The organism is Candidatus Galacturonatibacter soehngenii (genome assembly GCF_008830185.1).
GTDB classification, from domain to species: Bacteria; Bacillota; Clostridia; order Lachnospirales; family Lachnospiraceae; genus Lachnotalea; species Lachnotalea soehngenii.
Genome location: NZ_WAGX01000005.1, coordinates 1,366,955 through 1,383,184, shown reverse-complemented (window position 1 = coordinate 1,383,184; position 16,230 = coordinate 1,366,955). Strand labels below are relative to the sequence as shown.

Sequence of the window (16,230 nt, the reverse complement as noted above, 5' to 3'; positions counted from 1 at the left end):
AAGAAAGGTGGAAGACATTATGAACAAATTGCAGCAAAATCAAGATATGGGTACCACGGATAATGTTTCAAACTATTTCATTGATTTTATTCCAAAACAAGGCAATGAAAGAAATTATGACGTGGTAAAGAATTATATAACTTCTCACTATTTAGAGGTATATGAGGATAAAATGATAAGAATTTTACTAAAATTAATGATTTATTTTAATTTAAAGATGTATTTAACTGATTTCCCAATTGAATTAAAGTCAGCATTAAGTAAAGAGTATTCAAGACTGGTGGGGACGGATTTGATGAGTCTTCCTATAGAAAAATGGACGAAAGTAATAAAATATATATTAAAGGAGCACGTATCAAGTATACAAATATTATCCATTCAACCAAGATTTTTAATCAGTATCGAGAGCGAGTTTGCAAATGAATTAAGAAGAATACCAAATAGCTGTGTTAATTTACTAAGGAGTATCGTAGAAAGTGAAGGATTATTTCTAATAAAAATGGAAAGACAAGATGAAACGATAAATCGTTTCACTTGTCATGAATAATTAGGATAGAGTAAGCGAAAATATTTTATCTCGATTACAGATTAAACCATCAGCCCCCAATGTTATTTGTGCAACCTGTATTACGGTGCGCGCTTCTTTGTAGGTCATCTCAAAGTCCTTTGGCATTTGTAAGGGATTATATTCAGGATGAACAAAGTAGAAAATATAAGCCTCTTTTTGATTGCTGCTAACAACGACGTCAGCGTGATGGGCAATTTGTCCATCGTCCTTTCGCATTCCTGGTGTATTCAAGATATCTGCCTTTCGAATCCAATTTGTAAAATCATTTGATTCATATACACCAAGGCCGTTCCAAAAATCAGTAATCATAAAATGACGGTCACAAAGGGTAAAGACATTTGGTCCTTCATGAGAAACATCCGTTATCTCAGGACCAATGACATCCCAGTCATAAAGGTTTTTACTGATAGCACTGTAAGTATAACTATTGTGGACTTCATCTTTGTACCACATTTTGAATGTGCCAGGCTCTATTTCAGATACACAGGCATCAATTACGCGGTCAGAGGAAAGATTTAACATAGATTCAAATGTAAATTCCCACAAATGAGTGGCGGTATAATGAAGAATATAACGCTCATGGTTCCAATTCGTTGGAATACCACGTACATAAGACACATACATATGATAAGTGCCATCCACGTAAATGACTTCAGGAGCCCAAAATGTATTCGTTCCTGGTTCGAATTCCAGATTAGGAAGAGTACCACGATAAATCCAGTGAACAAGGTCCTTGGAAGAAGCTACTCCAATTAAAGTGCCATGAATATGTGATACACCTATATTAACAGCGCTGCTACGGCGTTGGGTATATAGCATCCAATAACAGTCCTCCTCATGATTGTAGATAATGGTTGGATCTGTAGCCCCGTCATATATAGGGTCACGAAACAAAGGTGCAGGTGGAATTAGATTTGTATTCATAAAAAATCCTTTCTTTATCACATGATATTTCAATAAATGTTGTATAATAAAAAGAAATCAATTAATTTGTTCTAATATTATAACAATATTACAAACTGTTGACAATGATATAAATTAATTTAGAAATATATAAAACAAAGAAAGTGATAAAAATGAGAGAAAGAGCGAAAAAAATTGTTATATTGGAAATTGTCGTGCTAGCCATGTTGCTAGTTTTATGGGGAATTGGCCAGTATAAAAGTGATATAAACACAGTGACAAAGTCTGGGTCAAACCTTTCTGTTACTTTCTTTGATGTAGGGAAAGGAGATTGTATTCTGATTGAATCATCAGAAAGTGCAATTTTAATAGATACTGGGTATGAGGAAAATGGAGAAGAGATTGTAGAAAAGTTAAAGAAACGAGGGATTGAATCGCTTCAATATTTAATTCTTACCCACCCGGATAAGGATCATATAGGCGGTGCAGATTATATTATAAAGCAATTAAATGTTTTGGAAATCATAGAGACTGATTGTGAAGTAGACAGTAACGATTACAAAGAATACAAAATGGAAGCGGCCAAGCAAGGAGTTACGATCCTGACTTTAAAAGAGACAAAAGAGATAGCGTTTGGTAAGGCGAAGATTTTTATTTATCCACCGATACATGTGGAGGATTATGAAGGAGAAAATGATTTTTCATTGGTAACCAAACTGGTTTATGGCGAAACTAGCTTTCTGTTTACAGGGGATGCACAGGAAAATAGAATGGATGAAATAGTTACGCAAATTCCAGATATAGAAAGTACCCTACTAAAAGTACCACATCATGGGAGATGGAAGGAAAACTCAGAAAAGTTATTTCGTTTGGTGTCTCCGCAATACAGCATTATCACAAATGACAAGAAAAAAATGTATAAGGATGTTAAGAAGCTTTTAAAAGACTTAGGCTCGACTGTTTATGAAACTAAGAGTGGCGATATCAAAGTAATAAGTGATGGAACAAAGTTACGTATAAGCCAATAATTATACATTTGGAAGGATAGAAAAAGAAAGAAACTAAGCTTTTTTTAAATAGCCTGAACTTATTAAATTTCTGTTAAATTTTTTGCAAAAATATAGGAATTTGTGGACATTATGTGATTTAATGGTATAATATTAACATGTTATTATGATAGAAAGGGGACTTCATGGATGAAATATAGGAAGAGCGTATATAGAACAATAGCTTTGATTACGCAACTAGGAATCAGCATGTTAGTTCCTATTTTTTTATGCACATTTCTTGGGGTTTATCTTGAAGAAAGATTCTCGATTTCTGTGTTTGTCCCATTGTTAATTCTTGGAATTTTGGCAGGCGGAAGAAATACCTATAAGCTTGCAAAAAGTGCAGTGAAAGACGATAAGGAGTAGTAAAATGAGAAAAAGACTTCCATTAATTGTGAGAGAGCTTTTATTTCTTGTAATAGTTTATGGGATTTTAACAGAAATTATAGTGTTAATCGTTGTAAAAGAATGGCTTTTTTACTCGATTGGTCTAATGACAGGAATTATTTTGGCAATTGGAATGTGTATTCATATGCATATTTCAATCGAGGAAGCTATTGACAGAGGCGAAGCAGGAGCACAAAAACACATAAGTAAGACATATGCTCTTCGAAGCACAGTTATATTTTTTGTTGCTGGAATTATATATTATTTTAAAATAGGTAGTATAATATCCTTATTTATTGGGATTATGGGATTGAAGGTAGCGGCATATTTACAGCCGTTTACACATAAATATGTTCAAAAATATATCTAGGAAAAGGAAGGTGATAATATGATGAATGTGATTGCTGGTTCAACTAATTTTTTATTGGCTGAAGGTGATGTGGACTTTATGGTTCATGGGTTGATTAAATATAATTTGTTTGGTCAAGAACTGTGGATAACAACAACTCATGTGAGTGTCTTGTTGGTTACAATTTCCCTTATGATATTTGCCGTTTTAGTTAATCGAAAGATTAAAAAAGCAAATATAGAAGATACACCTGGAACCTTGCAAAATATTGCTGAACTAGCGGTTGAAATGCTAGATAATATGGTCAACACCATTATGGGTAAAAAGGCGATAAAATATGTTAATTATATTGGAACAATATTTGCATTTATATTGTTTAGTAACGTATCTGGCTTATTAGGTTTAAGACCACCTACTGCAGATTATGGTGTGACACTCCCCTTAGCGCTCATTACATTTGTAATGATTCAATACATCAATATTAAGGAAAATAAGCTTGGCGCTTTGACGTCTTTGTTCCAGCCAATACCACTTTTTTTCCCGATTAATTTGATTGGTGAGATTGCAACACCGATATCCTTGTCCCTACGTCTCTTTGGTAACATTTTATCAGGAACGGTTATGATGGCATTGATATATGGATTATTACCTATATTTGTTAAAATAGGTATACCTGCAGCGCTTCATATTTATTTTGATTTATTTTCAGGAGCAATTCAAACATATGTATTTTGTATGTTAACTATGGTATTTGTCACAGATAAGATGGCAACAGAAGAATAAGAATGTAAAATTAAGGAGGAACTTATTATGACACAAATTACGAATGAAGCTTTAATCTTAGCATGCTCAGCAATTGGAGCAGGTATTGCAATGATCGCTGGTGTAGGACCTGGTATTGGACAAGGTTATGCAGCAGGACAAGCAGCAGCAGCAGTTGGAAGAAATCCAGGTGCAAAATCTGATATTACTTCAACAATGCTTTTAGGACAGGCGGTAGCAGAAACAACTGGTCTTTATGGTTTAGCGATTGCATTTATTCTATTATTCGCAAATCCTTTATTAGGTAAGCTTTAATTCTTATACACAAGGGTGTGAGTAAGAAATATAATCGATTACCGATGTGAATAATGGAAGAAAGGAGGCGAGACCTTGGAACGATTATTTAATCTGGATGCCCAGCTATTAGCAGATACTGGCTTATTGGCAATTAATGTTTTTATACTTTTTATTTTCTTGTCTTATATGCTTTTTAATCCAACAAGAAAACTATTGGAAGCCCGTAAGAATAAGGTTAGAAATGATCAAGATATTGCAACAAAAGAAAAAGAAGATGCAATATCTTTGAAAGAATCTTACGAAACAAAGTTAAAAGATATTAACAAGGAAGCTGAAACAATTTTAAGCAATGCGCGTAAGCAAGCTTTAAAAAATGAAGCAAAGATTATAGAAGAGGCTAAATTAGAGGCAAGCAGAATCATTGAACGTGCGAACAATGAAGTAGAATTAGAAAAGAAACGTGTTGTGGATGAAATGAAGCAGGAAATGATTGCTATCGCATCTTTAATGGCAGGCAAGGTTGTAGCTAACGCAATTGACACAAATGTACATGACACTTTGATTGAGGAAACAATAAAAGAGATGGGTGATAATACATGGCTAAGCTAGTTGCAAAAACATATGGTGATGCATTGTTTGAATTGGCTGTAGAACAACAAACAGTTTATGCGCTTGAAGAAGAGGTGCAAGGAGTACTTTTGCTTCTACAAGAGAATGTGGAACTAAACAAGCTAATGAATCACCCAAAGATTACGAAAGAAGAGAAAAATGAAATAATAGAGGAAATATTCAAAGGTAGAATCAGTGATGAACTAACTGGATTTTTGCATATCATCGTAACAAAAGACAGATACAATGAAATTGCGAATATATTTGAATATTTTATTCAAAGGGTAAGGGAGTTTAAAAATATTGGTTTGGCTTATGTCTCTTCAGCCGTAGAGTTAAAGGAAGAACAAAAGGCAGAATTGATTCGTAAACTTCTTCAAATAACAAAATTTGAACAGATTGATGTTATTTATACTGTTGATCAAACTTTGATTGGTGGAATGATAATTCGAATTGGTGATAGAGTCATAGATAGCAGCATTAAAACAAAGCTGCATGAAATGTCTAAGAATTTATCCAAATTGCAAATAAATTAAGAGAAATGCGAAACAGCATCTACTCTTAAGCAAAAGATGACAATATTAAGGAAAGAAGGTGCACTGGCTCCATGAATTTGAGACCGGAAGAGATAAGTTCAGTTATCAAAGAACAGATTAAAAAATATGCCACTCAACTTGAAGTATCCGATGTGGGTACTGTTATTCAGGTTGCGGATGGTATTGCACGTATACATGGCCTTGAAAATGCAATGCAGGGAGAACTTTTAGAATTTCCGGGTGAAGTTTTCGGTATGGTATTAAATCTGGAAGAAGACAACGTTGGTGCTGTATTACTTGGTGATACAAAGAACGTAAATGAAGGAGATACCGTAAAAACCACTGGACGAGTTGTAGAAGTACCAGTTGGTGATGCATTAATTGGACGTGTTGTAAATGCGCTAGGTCAGCCAATTGACGGAAAAGGACCAATCCAGACAGAGAAGTCTCGTCAGATTGAAAGGGTTGCTTCAGGTGTTATTAGTAGAAAATCAGTTGATACTCCATTGCAAACGGGAATCAAAGCGATTGATTCTATGGTTCCAATTGGAAGAGGTCAACGTGAGTTAATCATAGGTGACAGACAAACTGGTAAGACGGCAATTGCAATTGATACGATTATTAACCAAAAAGGCCAGGGAGTAAAATGTATTTATGTTGCAATTGGACAAAAATCCTCTACTGTAGCAAGTATTGTGAAAACATTAGAAGAGTATGGTGCTATGGATTATACAACAGTTGTATCCGCTACAGCAAGTGAACTTGCACCATTACAATATATCGCTCCATATGCAGGCTGTGCAATAGGCGAAGAATGGATGGAAAATGGTGAGGATGTTTTGGTAATCTATGATGATTTATCCAAACATGCAGCGGCATATCGTACGCTTTCCTTGCTTTTAAAGAGACCACCAGGTCGTGAGGCTTATCCTGGAGATGTATTCTATTTGCATTCCAGATTATTAGAGCGTGCAGCAAGGTTATCAGATGAATTTGGTGGAGGATCACTTACTGCTCTTCCAATTATTGAGACACAGGCAGGTGACGTGTCTGCATATATCCCTACCAACGTAATTTCAATTACGGATGGACAGATTTATCTAGAAACAGAAATGTTTAATGCAGGTTATAGACCAGCGGTTAATGCAGGACTATCTGTTTCACGTGTTGGTGGTGCAGCACAAATCAAAGCAATGAAAAAAATAGCAGCTCCGATCCGTGTTGAGCTAGCACAGTATCGTGAGTTAGCAGCTTTCTCACAGTTTGGTTCAGAGCTTGATGCAGATACGAAGGAAAAGTTATCACAGGGTGAAAGAATTAAAGAAGTATTAAAACAGCCACAATATAAACCAATGCCAGTTGAGTATCAGGTAATTATTATCTACGCTGTTACAAAGAAATTCTTAATTGATATTCCAGTGAATGATATTTTAAGGTTTGAAACGGAATTATTTGAGTTTTTATCAACAAAATACCCAAATATTCCAGAAGATATTAAAACAACAAAGCAAATATCACAGGAAAATGAAACGGCACTTGCTGCAGCAATCCAAGAATTCAAACTGAATTTTAAATAGAAAGAGGTGTGAACAATCATGGCGTCAATGAGAGATATAAAAAGACGTAAGGGCAGTATACAAAGTACTCAGCAAATTACAAAAGCCATGAAGCTTGTTTCAACCGTAAAGCTGCAAAAAGCAAAAACTCGTGCGGAACAGTCAAAAACATATTTTGATTATATGTATGCAACAGTTACATCGATGCTTGCAAGATCAGGGAATATAAATCATCCTTATTTGGTTGCAGGTGAATCGAAAAAGAAAGCAGTGATTGTGATTACTTCCAATAGAGGTCTGGCAGGCGGATACAATGTAAATGTCACAAAGCTTTTAACGAATAGTGATATTGCAAAAGAAGATGCTTATATCTATGCGATTGGACGTAAAGGAAAAGACTTTCTTGCAAGGAGAGGTTATGAGATAAAGGCAGATTACTCTGAGGTTATCAACGAGCCAATTTATAAAGATGCAGCTGAAATAAGTAGAGAAGTATTGGATTTGTTTGCAAAAGGAGAAATCGGAGAAATCTACTTAGCATACACAGCATTTAAAAATACAGTGACTCATATTCCAACTATGATAAAGCTGTTACCAGTTGATATAAAAGAGGATAAGGATACGACTACAGCAGATAAGCTTACGTTGATGAATTATGAGCCTCATGAAGAAGAGGCTTTGAATTTGATTATCCCTAAATACATCACTAGTTTAATTTATGGTGCACTGGTAGAAGCTGTTGCAAGTGAGAATGGTGCGAGAATGCAAGCAATGGATTCTGCAACAAGCAATGCGCAAGATTTGATAAGTGACTTATCGTTAAAATATAATAGAGCGCGTCAAGGCTCAATTACACAAGAATTAACTGAAATTATAGCTGGTGCAAATGCAATCAGCTAAGCCGGTAAAAGGAGTGAGAGAAAATGGCAGATAAAAATGTTGGTAAAATCACTCAGATTATAGGTGCGGTTCTTGACGTTAAATTTAGTGAAGGAAAACTTCCTGAAATTAATGAAGCGATTGATGTTCCGACTAAAACAGGAACATTGGTAATAGAAGTAGCACAACATCTGGGAGATGATACAGTAAGATGTATCGCCATGGGGCCTACAGACGGTTTGGTCAGAGGGATGGATGCGTTAGCAACCGGTGCGCCGATATCTGTACCCGTAGGTGAAAATACATTAGGACGTATGTTTAATGTACTTGGAAATCCAATCGATAATAAACCAAATCCAGAGGTGGAAGAATATTTACCAATTCATAGAAAAGCACCTAAATTTGAGGAGCAGTCAACTTCAACGGAAGTACTAGAAACTGGTATCAAGGTAGTTGATTTACTATGCCCATACCAAAAGGGTGGAAAAATTGGTCTATTTGGTGGAGCTGGAGTAGGAAAGACAGTACTTATCCAGGAATTAATTCGTAACATAGCAACCGAGCATGGCGGATATTCTGTATTTACAGGTGTAGGAGAAAGAACCAGAGAAGGAAATGATCTTTACTATGAAATGAAGGAATCTGGAGTTCTTAGTAAAACAACGATGGTATTTGGTCAGATGAACGAGCCACCAGGAGCGAGAATGAGAGTAGGTTTAACTGGTTTAACCATGGCTGAACATTTTCGTGATAAGGGTGGAAAGGATGTATTATTATTTATCGATAATATTTTCCGTTTCACACAAGCAGGTTCTGAAGTATCAGCGTTACTTGGTCGTATGCCTTCAGCGGTAGGCTACCAGCCTACCCTACAAACAGAGATGGGAGCATTACAGGAACGCATTACATCTACTAAAAATGGCTCTATTACCTCTGTTCAGGCAGTTTATGTACCAGCGGATGACTTAACAGATCCAGCTCCAGCGACTACATTTGCCCATTTGGACGCAACAACGGTGCTATCTCGTTCCATCGTAGAGCTTGGTATTTACCCTGCTGTAGATCCACTTGAGTCAACTTCTAGAATTCTTGATCCACGTATTGTAGGAGAAGAACACTACAAAGTTGCCCGTGGTGTACAAGAAATCCTTCAAAGATATAAAGAATTACAGGATATCATTGCAATTCTTGGTATGGATGAACTTTCAGAAGAAGAAAAAATTGTTGTAGCTAGAGCTAGAAAAATACAAAGATTCTTGTCACAGCCATTCTTTGTTGCTGGACAGTTTACAGGATTAGAAGGAAAATATGTGCCATTAAGTGAAACAATCCAGGGATTTAAGGAGATACTAGAAGGTAAACATGATGATGTGCCAGAAAGCTATTTCTTAAATGCAGGTAATATTGATGATGTAGTAGCCCGTTGCAACAAGTAAGGGGTGATGATATGGCAGATGAAAGATTATTTCGTTTAAAAATTATTACACCAGACCGCGTGTTTTACGAAGGTGACGCATCTATGGTAGAGTTAAAAACAAGTGAGGGAGAAATTGGTGTTTATGCAAATCATATTCCTCTAACTACCATTTTGGCACCAGGTGTGGTTAAAATAACAGAACCAGAAGGAATGAAGCAAGCAGCTTTATATTCTGGCTTTGTTGAGATTCTAAAAGATAAAGTAACCATTCTTGCAGAAGTAGCAGAGTGGCCAGAAGAAATAGATATCAATCGTGCAAAGGAAGCCAAAATTCGTGCCGAAAGAAGGCTAAGCAGCAATGAGTCTGGCATAGATGAACTTCGTGCAGAGATGGCATTAAGAAGAGCATTAACACGTATTGAGCTAGGTAGAAAATAAAAAATCTCATCCATTAATATATTACAGATTAATGGATGAGATTTTTGTTTTTGTAATAAATTCGTAATAAAACTTACAAAAGTTGAAATATTTAATCAGCCTTGTTTACAGGTGTAGACGTCGGTGCTATGATGAAAGAAGAAGTAGTAAATCGAAAAAGTGGAGAATGTATGAGTAAAAAAGTTAAACAATGTATAAATAATTTAATCATTGCATTTATATTTCCTTATAGTATTTGTACTATGCTTCAATTATTCAATAAAAGAATAGACTTCAAGACTTTAATGACATACGAGATAAAACACATAATGTTTTTTTCTTTACTCACCAGTGCTGTCATTGGAATATTAATTACTGATATGCATTATATAATGGAATCTAGCATTTTTATTGGACTTGTAGTTCTTTTATTATTTACTTACTTTTTATATTTGGTATTTGATAGTGTTTTTGTTTTGATTATTATAGTAGCATTCTATTTGATAGAATTCATTATTCATATGAGGCGAAACAAGACGTAAAATATACAATAAGAACATAGAAAGGAAAGAAATATGAAAAGAAAAATAAAGATAAAAAATCAGTTATTTATAGTAAAAGTCATGTTCTATCTATTAATTGTTATTGCTGCCTCAATTGTCACATGGACAAAACATTATGCAGAAGGGGCTTCTTTAGCTATTTTATCTTTTCTATTTCTACTATTTCTTTATAAATGTCCATATTGCGGTTATAGTCTTGATTTTAGATTCCGAATTAAGAAAGAAACACCCTGTCCGATGTGTGGGAAAGTAATATCTAGCTACGAAAAAAATGAATAGTGCATAGGAGTATCCCATTGATATTTCTTCATATCAACAACACCATCAATAATTTCAATACCATCTTCTTTCAATAAATTAATTTGCTCATTAACCCCACCAAATACAAAAGCCTGTGAGGGTTTACCGTCTCTAGTTACGACACGATAGCAAGGAATATTTTGTGGGTCAGGATTGGAATGAAGTGCATATCCAACGACTCTTGCCCACCTTTTATTACCTGCAAGTGAAGCCACTTGTCCATAAGTTGCTACTTTTCCCTTTGGTATTTTTTTTACTACCTCATATATTTTTTCAAATGTATTCATAAAAGTAAATCTCCTTTTGTGAAATCAATTGTGGTAATTTTATTCTACCATTCCCATAGTGATATTACCATCCTTATGTATAAAATACCTTGAATTGTCAATACTTGGAATAACAGGTAATGAAATGGAGGTATTTTTATGAAGAAAATAATGGTATTTTTAATTGTTGCTATTTGGACATTTTTAGGAATAAGTTATCTTCGCGAACAGCGTATCGTAGATGACAGCAAAATTGTAGAGGCATTTAGCCAACCTGAGTTTTCGAATGAGGAAAGTACAATTAGTATGGATGGTGAATATAACGGGGAATATTTAGGGACGGAAGGAGCCAAGGCATTATTAGCACAGATTGCTACACAGCTTGGAATTAATGAAGATTATGAACTTATCCAAAATAGAGAAGAGCAACGAGGTGAAATTATTCTAACCAAAGAGGCAAAAAGAGCTAGAACAACATTAAAATTTATAACAATGGAAAATGCAGCTAACGATAATGCTCTTAATGTAAAGCAATATGTTACAGCAGAAATCAAACTTTTGGATACCGCAGATTGTGCGTTGGCATATAGAAATATGCTTGAAGAAATATTAAAAAACAATCAGGTATCAGGAGAAGTTACACTTAGCTTAGTTGGAAAGTATCCTAAAAAACTCAATATAGAAGAAAGAAATGCAATTGCAAAAGATCTGCTTGATAAATTAGAAGCCAAGATAATGACAGAGCAAAGAAGCGATGAACTATATGTGATTTATGGATACAGTAAATTTATCAGCGAATACAAAAGAGTAGGCAATGAAAAAATAAACGTTAGCCTTGCTATGAACTATAATGAAAGTGAAAATTCGACCAATATTTATTTATCAACACCTTTAATTCATGAAGATTACTAGTGACCAATATTTGTGAAATGCATATAGTATTATATAATATGAGAATAAAGGAGTATCTATGGATTATAGAAACTATATGCCATTTGGCTATGGACAAATGCCTTATTATTCTGGACTTAGATTCCCACTTGATAATAGTGAAGAAGAGCAATTAGAAAAAGATAAAGAATACATGAAAAGTCTTTATCCAGCTCAGGCAAAGACAATACAGGCACTTGTTGAAGAAGAGTGTGATAAATTAGAGTATGATGGAAGTATTATGTTTGATGAATATCCAGATAAGCTAGGACTTCGTAAAATTGGTATGGATATTTATAATCAAATAAATCCAGAGCAAGAAGAACCGGCAGTAGAAGAGGAGATAAACGAAGAAGAAGATATTTACATGATGAATTATGGATATCATTACAGACCGCCTGTGCAACCACGCCGTGGTCGTTGCAAAGGCCCTGGACCTTGTCCAAATGATCCTGTTATGGATATGATTGATGTATTATTGTTTAATGAAATGTATAAAAGAAGATGTAGACATAACAGATGTCGTAGGAGATTATATTGGTAATACATGTATTCAAAAGAAATATTGAAAATAAGGTTGTGGTTTTACAATAAAGGAATTAAAATATAGTCATGGCTATTTGCTATGACTATATTTAATAAGGCGAAAGTGCAAAAAGAACTTTTGCATGAACTGCTTTGTGCGTATCTATCGCGCATGAATGGAGGAAGACATGGAAGAATTAATTACATTGTTAAATGAATGTTTAGATACAGAGCTAATTCGAATCGTTATTAGTAATCCAAGAGAAAATGAAGGTCCTGCTAAAATAATAGTAAGGCCTATTTTGCTGAAAGAAGAGTTATGGTTTCAAGAAACAATTTATGTTGGAACTAAGGTACTTCATAAAAATTATAAAGCAGAATATATATTGGAGGAAATTGTTAATAATATAACAAAGAATTTTAAACAACTTCAACTAGATCATAATCTACTTAGTGCCACTGTTTTAGTAAGTAAGAAAGGTAAACTTACGATAAACAAGAAACAAAATGCCATCACCGAGCTTAAAAAGCCTTTAAACCTAGCCCACAATCGAACAAAGCGTTATGTGTTACCAGAGGGAGTTAGGGTTGACTTTTTGGTCGATTTAGGTGTCATGACGCAAGAAGGAACCATTGTGAAAGCTAAGTACGATAAGTTCAAGCAAATCAACCGTTTTCTGGAATTTATTGAAGACATATTACCAAAACTTAAAAAAGATAAAGAAGTCAAAATTATTGACTTTGGTTGTGGGAAATCTTACTTAACATTTGCCATGTATTATTATTTAAAGGTATTAAATGGATTTGATGTTAGGATTGTTGGACTGGATCTAAAAGAAGATGTAATTGATAATTGCAATAAGTTAAGTGAAAAATATGGATTTGAGAAATTACGTTTTTATAAAGGTGATATTGCCGGGTATGAAGGCCTAGATAGCGTTGATATGGTGGTTACATTACATGCTTGCGATACTGCAACCGATTATGCATTGGAAAAGGCTGTATCTTGGGGAGCCGATGTAATTCTTTCTGTTCCCTGCTGTCAACACGAATTAAACAAACAGATAAAAAGTGACATTCTTGGCCCTGTTTTAAAACATGGTCTAATAAAAGAGCGTATTGCAGCTTTAGTAACGGATGCATTACGTGCTGAACTATTAGAAAGCAAGGGCTACAAAGTACAAATACTGGAATTTATTGATATGGAACACACACCTAAGAACATATTAATTCGTGCTGTAAAAGATGAAAAAATTATAAATGATTTAGATAAATATTACACCTGTAAAGAATTTCTAGGTGTTAATCCTACATTAGATAAACTCTTAAAACAAAGACAGGAGAAAACATATGAAAAAGACCATAATTAAGGCCATTATATTAGCAGTCGTTTTCATAATAGGTATCTATTTTTTAACTATATTTAGAGGAAGGGGAGAGGTTGATCAGATTACCAATATGTCAGCGCCAACACTTCCAACTCTATATTTAAATAGCTTTAGTGAGGATATGAATGAGCTTCATGGCTATACGACAGAGATGGAAGCGAATTATATGCGAGATACCATTACTCCTCTTTCCAGTGATTTGACCTTACCAGTTACAATCAAAACCTATGGTGAGCAGATTAAAAAAATCTCTTACGAAGTAAGAAGTCTTGACACAACACGTTTGGTGGAGCAGACAGACGTAACAGATTTTAAGGAAGAAACGGATACCGTTACCACCACTTTTGACATAAAAAATCTTTTGGAAGAAGATAAGGAATATATACTTAAAATCAATATAAGTACGAAAACGGCTGAGAACATAAATTATTATACAAGAATTATTAAGAATGAAAATCTGAAGGTAAAAGAGAAGCTCAACTTTATAAAAGAGTTTAATCAAAAAACTTTTGATAAAGAGGCGGCAAAAGATCTTGTAATCTATTTGGAGTCAAATGCCTATGGAGATAATAGCAATTTTCATAGAGTGAATATCAATTCAAAGTTTGAACAAGTAACCTGGGGAAGTCTAAATATAAAACAAGAGACATTTCCGATACCCGAGATAAAAGAAATAGACAAGCAAACAGCCAGCGTCACACTTAACTATATGGTAAGTGTACAAAATGAAGACAGTGACTTAGAATATTGTAATGTTACAGAATATTATAGAGTTCGATATACACAAGATAGAAATTATTTGTTGGATTTTGAACGAACGATGAGTCAGATGTTCGATGAGGAGAATTTGGTTTGCAAAGAAAATCGATTGACACTTGGAATACGAGACCAAAACATTGAATTTAAGGAAAGTAACAATGGTACGATTGTTTCCTTTGTTCAAGAAGGAGAACTCTATTGGATTAATTTAAAAGAGAATAAAGTAGCAAAGATTTTTAGCTTTAAGAACAATATCTCAGATGCAAGAGAAAATTATAATCAATATGATATTAAGGTCCTGAGTGTTGATGATGAAGGCAATGTGGATTTTATTGTATATGGCTACATGAATCGTGGTAATTATGAGGGGCAAGTGGGAATTGATGCATTAACTTACAATGGAAGTACGAATACATTAGAGGAAAATGTTTTCATTCCATCAACGAGACCTTATCAAATACTGAAAGAATCAGTAAATAGATTTGTCTATCAAAATGGTCAACGCAAATTATTTGTAGATATGGATAATACCATTTATAGTATAGATTTGATAGAAAGAACGTATGATGAAGTGGTAAGTAATATAAATCCAGATAGCTATGTGATATCCAAAGACAACAAAATGATAGCTTGGCAAAATGGTGAGGACACGATGAGTGCTACCAAAATTACGATTATCAATCTTTCGAGTGGGCAAAGAAATATGGTTTCAGTGGAAGAGGATGAAAGAGTCTTGCCAATTGGATTTATGGATGATGATTTTATCTATGGAGTTGCAAAAACAGAAGATATTTTTAGTGATATAACTGGAACAACACTGTTTCCTATGTACTGCATAAGAATTCAAAATAATATAGGTGAAATAATTGATGAATATAAACCAGACGGGATTTATATAGTAGATGCTCAAATTCAAAACAATGTAATTAAATTAACAAGAGCTACCTTGGAGGAAGCAGGCTATTCATATGTTTCAGATGATAGTATCATGAATAGCTTGGAATCGGAGGAAGGAAAAACAAAGACCAATTCAATTGTGTCAGAAACAAAGCAACAACAGCAACAACTTATTTTTGCTACAAATTTTAGCTCCAATGAACCAACTTTGATACATCCAAAGCAAATACTTGTAAAAGAGGATATTGTATTAAAGATGAAAGCCACAAAAAATCAACAAGATAAATACTATGTATATGGCAAGGGACAGTTGCAAGGAATTTATAGAAATATAAGTGAAGCAGTCACAAAGGCAGATCAATTATATGGTGTCGTAGTAGATGATAAACAAGAGTATATATGGGAGCGTGGCAATCGACTTATACGTACTATGATTAGTCAGATTACTGCAAATCAAGATACAACAGGCAATAGTCTTGCTACCTGTCTAGATGCAATGCTAGAATTAGAAGGAACCAATGTAGATTCAGCAGCACTCATGGAACGCGGTGAGAATGCAGTGTCTATTTTAGAACAGCACATTGAAGGTAAAATCATTGAGCTATCCAATGCTTCGTTAAGTGCGGCGCTTTATTACGTAAGTAATGGAGCACCAGTTATTGCAAAGTTAAGCAGTGGTACAAGAGTTTTAATTGTTGGTTACGATGAACTTAATATTAGTGTCATGAACCCAGACACAGGAAAAATTTACAAAATGGGCATGAATGACAGCACAAATGAGTTCGAGGCCGCAGGTGGCAGGTTCATAACGTATATCAGAGCACAAAAATAATTTGAATCGTGGTAGTGCCTTTTATAAAATAACAACAAAAT

Annotated in this window: 19 protein-coding genes; 17 read left to right on the top strand and 2 right to left on the bottom strand. The window is 34.4% G+C overall.

What is annotated here, in order from left to right:
• The first annotated feature begins 19 nt into the window (after nucleotides 1–19).
• Nucleotides 20–547, top strand: coding sequence for a hypothetical protein (locus tag F7O84_RS13770; RefSeq protein ID WP_151146292.1), 528 nt, complete (start codon nucleotides 20–22; stop codon nucleotides 545–547).
• On the opposite strand, the gene F7O84_RS13765 is transcribed toward F7O84_RS13770, so the two are convergent.
• On the bottom strand, nucleotides 548–1,492 hold the full coding sequence (locus F7O84_RS13765; RefSeq protein WP_151146289.1) for a family 43 glycosylhydrolase: 945 nt from the start codon (nucleotides 1,490–1,492) through the stop codon (nucleotides 548–550). It lies immediately after the preceding gene.
• 152 nt (nucleotides 1,493–1,644) lie between these two features.
• Here F7O84_RS13765 and F7O84_RS13760 point away from each other — a divergent pair, with 152 nt between their 5' ends.
• From F7O84_RS13760 to F7O84_RS13705, 12 genes are all read left to right on the top strand, one after another.
• Entirely contained in the window at nucleotides 1,645–2,499 is an 855-nt protein-coding gene (locus F7O84_RS13760) for a ComEC/Rec2 family competence protein (RefSeq protein WP_151146287.1), read from the top strand.
• A gap of 168 nt (nucleotides 2,500–2,667) precedes the next feature.
• The gene (locus F7O84_RS13755; protein ID WP_151146284.1) at nucleotides 2,668–2,886 is read left to right on the top strand and encodes an AtpZ/AtpI family protein; all 219 of its coding nucleotides are present in this window, start codon (nucleotides 2,668–2,670) and stop codon (nucleotides 2,884–2,886) included.
• A gap of 4 nt (nucleotides 2,887–2,890) precedes the next feature.
• Nucleotides 2,891–3,277: a hypothetical protein gene (locus F7O84_RS13750; protein WP_151146281.1), complete on the top strand. Its 387-nt coding sequence runs from the start codon at nucleotides 2,891–2,893 to the stop codon at nucleotides 3,275–3,277.
• 18 nt (nucleotides 3,278–3,295) lie between these two features.
• Nucleotides 3,296–4,039, top strand: a complete 744-nt coding sequence (gene atpB, locus F7O84_RS13745) for a F0F1 ATP synthase subunit A (RefSeq protein WP_243140891.1) — start codon at nucleotides 3,296–3,298, stop codon at nucleotides 4,037–4,039.
• Nucleotides 4,040–4,066: 27 nt separating this feature from the next.
• Nucleotides 4,067–4,333 (top strand): ATP synthase F0 subunit C, encoded by a 267-nt coding sequence (atpE, locus tag F7O84_RS13740; protein ID WP_151146278.1) that lies wholly within the window; start codon nucleotides 4,067–4,069, stop codon nucleotides 4,331–4,333.
• A 75-nt stretch (nucleotides 4,334–4,408) separates the two neighbouring features.
• Entirely contained in the window at nucleotides 4,409–4,924 is a 516-nt protein-coding gene (gene atpF / locus F7O84_RS13735; RefSeq protein WP_151146275.1) for a F0F1 ATP synthase subunit B, read from the top strand.
• Nucleotides 4,912–5,460, top strand: a complete 549-nt coding sequence (gene atpH, locus F7O84_RS13730; RefSeq protein WP_151146272.1) for an ATP synthase F1 subunit delta — start codon at nucleotides 4,912–4,914, stop codon at nucleotides 5,458–5,460. The genes atpF and atpH overlap by 13 nt, the downstream gene beginning before the upstream one ends.
• 71 nt (nucleotides 5,461–5,531) lie before the next feature.
• Entirely contained in the window at nucleotides 5,532–7,037 is a 1,506-nt protein-coding gene (gene atpA / locus F7O84_RS13725; protein ID WP_151146269.1) for a F0F1 ATP synthase subunit alpha, read from the top strand.
• Between the two features lie 18 nt (nucleotides 7,038–7,055).
• The gene (atpG, locus tag F7O84_RS13720; RefSeq protein WP_151146266.1) at nucleotides 7,056–7,916 is read left to right on the top strand and encodes an ATP synthase F1 subunit gamma; all 861 of its coding nucleotides are present in this window, start codon (nucleotides 7,056–7,058) and stop codon (nucleotides 7,914–7,916) included.
• 23 nt (nucleotides 7,917–7,939) lie between these two features.
• Nucleotides 7,940–9,331: a F0F1 ATP synthase subunit beta gene (gene atpD, locus F7O84_RS13715; RefSeq protein ID WP_151146263.1), complete on the top strand. Its 1,392-nt coding sequence runs from the start codon at nucleotides 7,940–7,942 to the stop codon at nucleotides 9,329–9,331.
• Nucleotides 9,332–9,342: 11 nt separating this feature from the next.
• Complete coding sequence (gene atpC / locus F7O84_RS13710; RefSeq protein ID WP_151146260.1) at nucleotides 9,343–9,750, top strand: ATP synthase F1 subunit epsilon; 408 nt, start codon at nucleotides 9,343–9,345, stop codon at nucleotides 9,748–9,750.
• A 131-nt stretch (nucleotides 9,751–9,881) separates the two neighbouring features.
• Nucleotides 9,882–10,271 (top strand): hypothetical protein, encoded by a 390-nt coding sequence (locus F7O84_RS13705; RefSeq protein WP_151146257.1) that lies wholly within the window; start codon nucleotides 9,882–9,884, stop codon nucleotides 10,269–10,271.
• 281 nt (nucleotides 10,272–10,552) lie between these two features.
• Here the strand turns inward: F7O84_RS13705 and F7O84_RS13700 are convergent, their stop codons facing one another.
• A complete protein-coding gene (locus tag F7O84_RS13700; RefSeq protein WP_151146255.1) occupies nucleotides 10,553–10,879 on the bottom strand; it encodes an MGMT family protein in 327 nt (108 codons plus the stop codon).
• Nucleotides 10,880–11,017: 138 nt separating this feature from the next.
• Between F7O84_RS13700 and F7O84_RS13695 the strand changes: the two genes are divergently transcribed.
• The 4 genes from F7O84_RS13695 (at nucleotide 11,018) to F7O84_RS13680 (ending at nucleotide 16,189) form a co-directional block, all read left to right on the top strand.
• The gene (locus F7O84_RS13695; protein WP_151146252.1) at nucleotides 11,018–11,770 is read left to right on the top strand and encodes a YwmB family TATA-box binding protein; all 753 of its coding nucleotides are present in this window, start codon (nucleotides 11,018–11,020) and stop codon (nucleotides 11,768–11,770) included.
• A 58-nt stretch (nucleotides 11,771–11,828) separates the two neighbouring features.
• Nucleotides 11,829–12,332: a hypothetical protein gene (locus tag F7O84_RS13690; protein WP_243140890.1), complete on the top strand. Its 504-nt coding sequence runs from the start codon at nucleotides 11,829–11,831 to the stop codon at nucleotides 12,330–12,332.
• Nucleotides 12,333–12,501: 169 nt separating this feature from the next.
• Entirely contained in the window at nucleotides 12,502–13,683 is a 1,182-nt protein-coding gene (locus tag F7O84_RS13685) for a class I SAM-dependent methyltransferase (RefSeq protein ID WP_151146249.1), read from the top strand.
• Nucleotides 13,664–16,189 (top strand): hypothetical protein, encoded by a 2,526-nt coding sequence (locus F7O84_RS13680; RefSeq protein WP_151146247.1) that lies wholly within the window; start codon nucleotides 13,664–13,666, stop codon nucleotides 16,187–16,189. The genes F7O84_RS13685 and F7O84_RS13680 overlap by 20 nt, the downstream gene beginning before the upstream one ends.
• Nucleotides 16,190–16,230 lie beyond the last annotated feature (41 nt).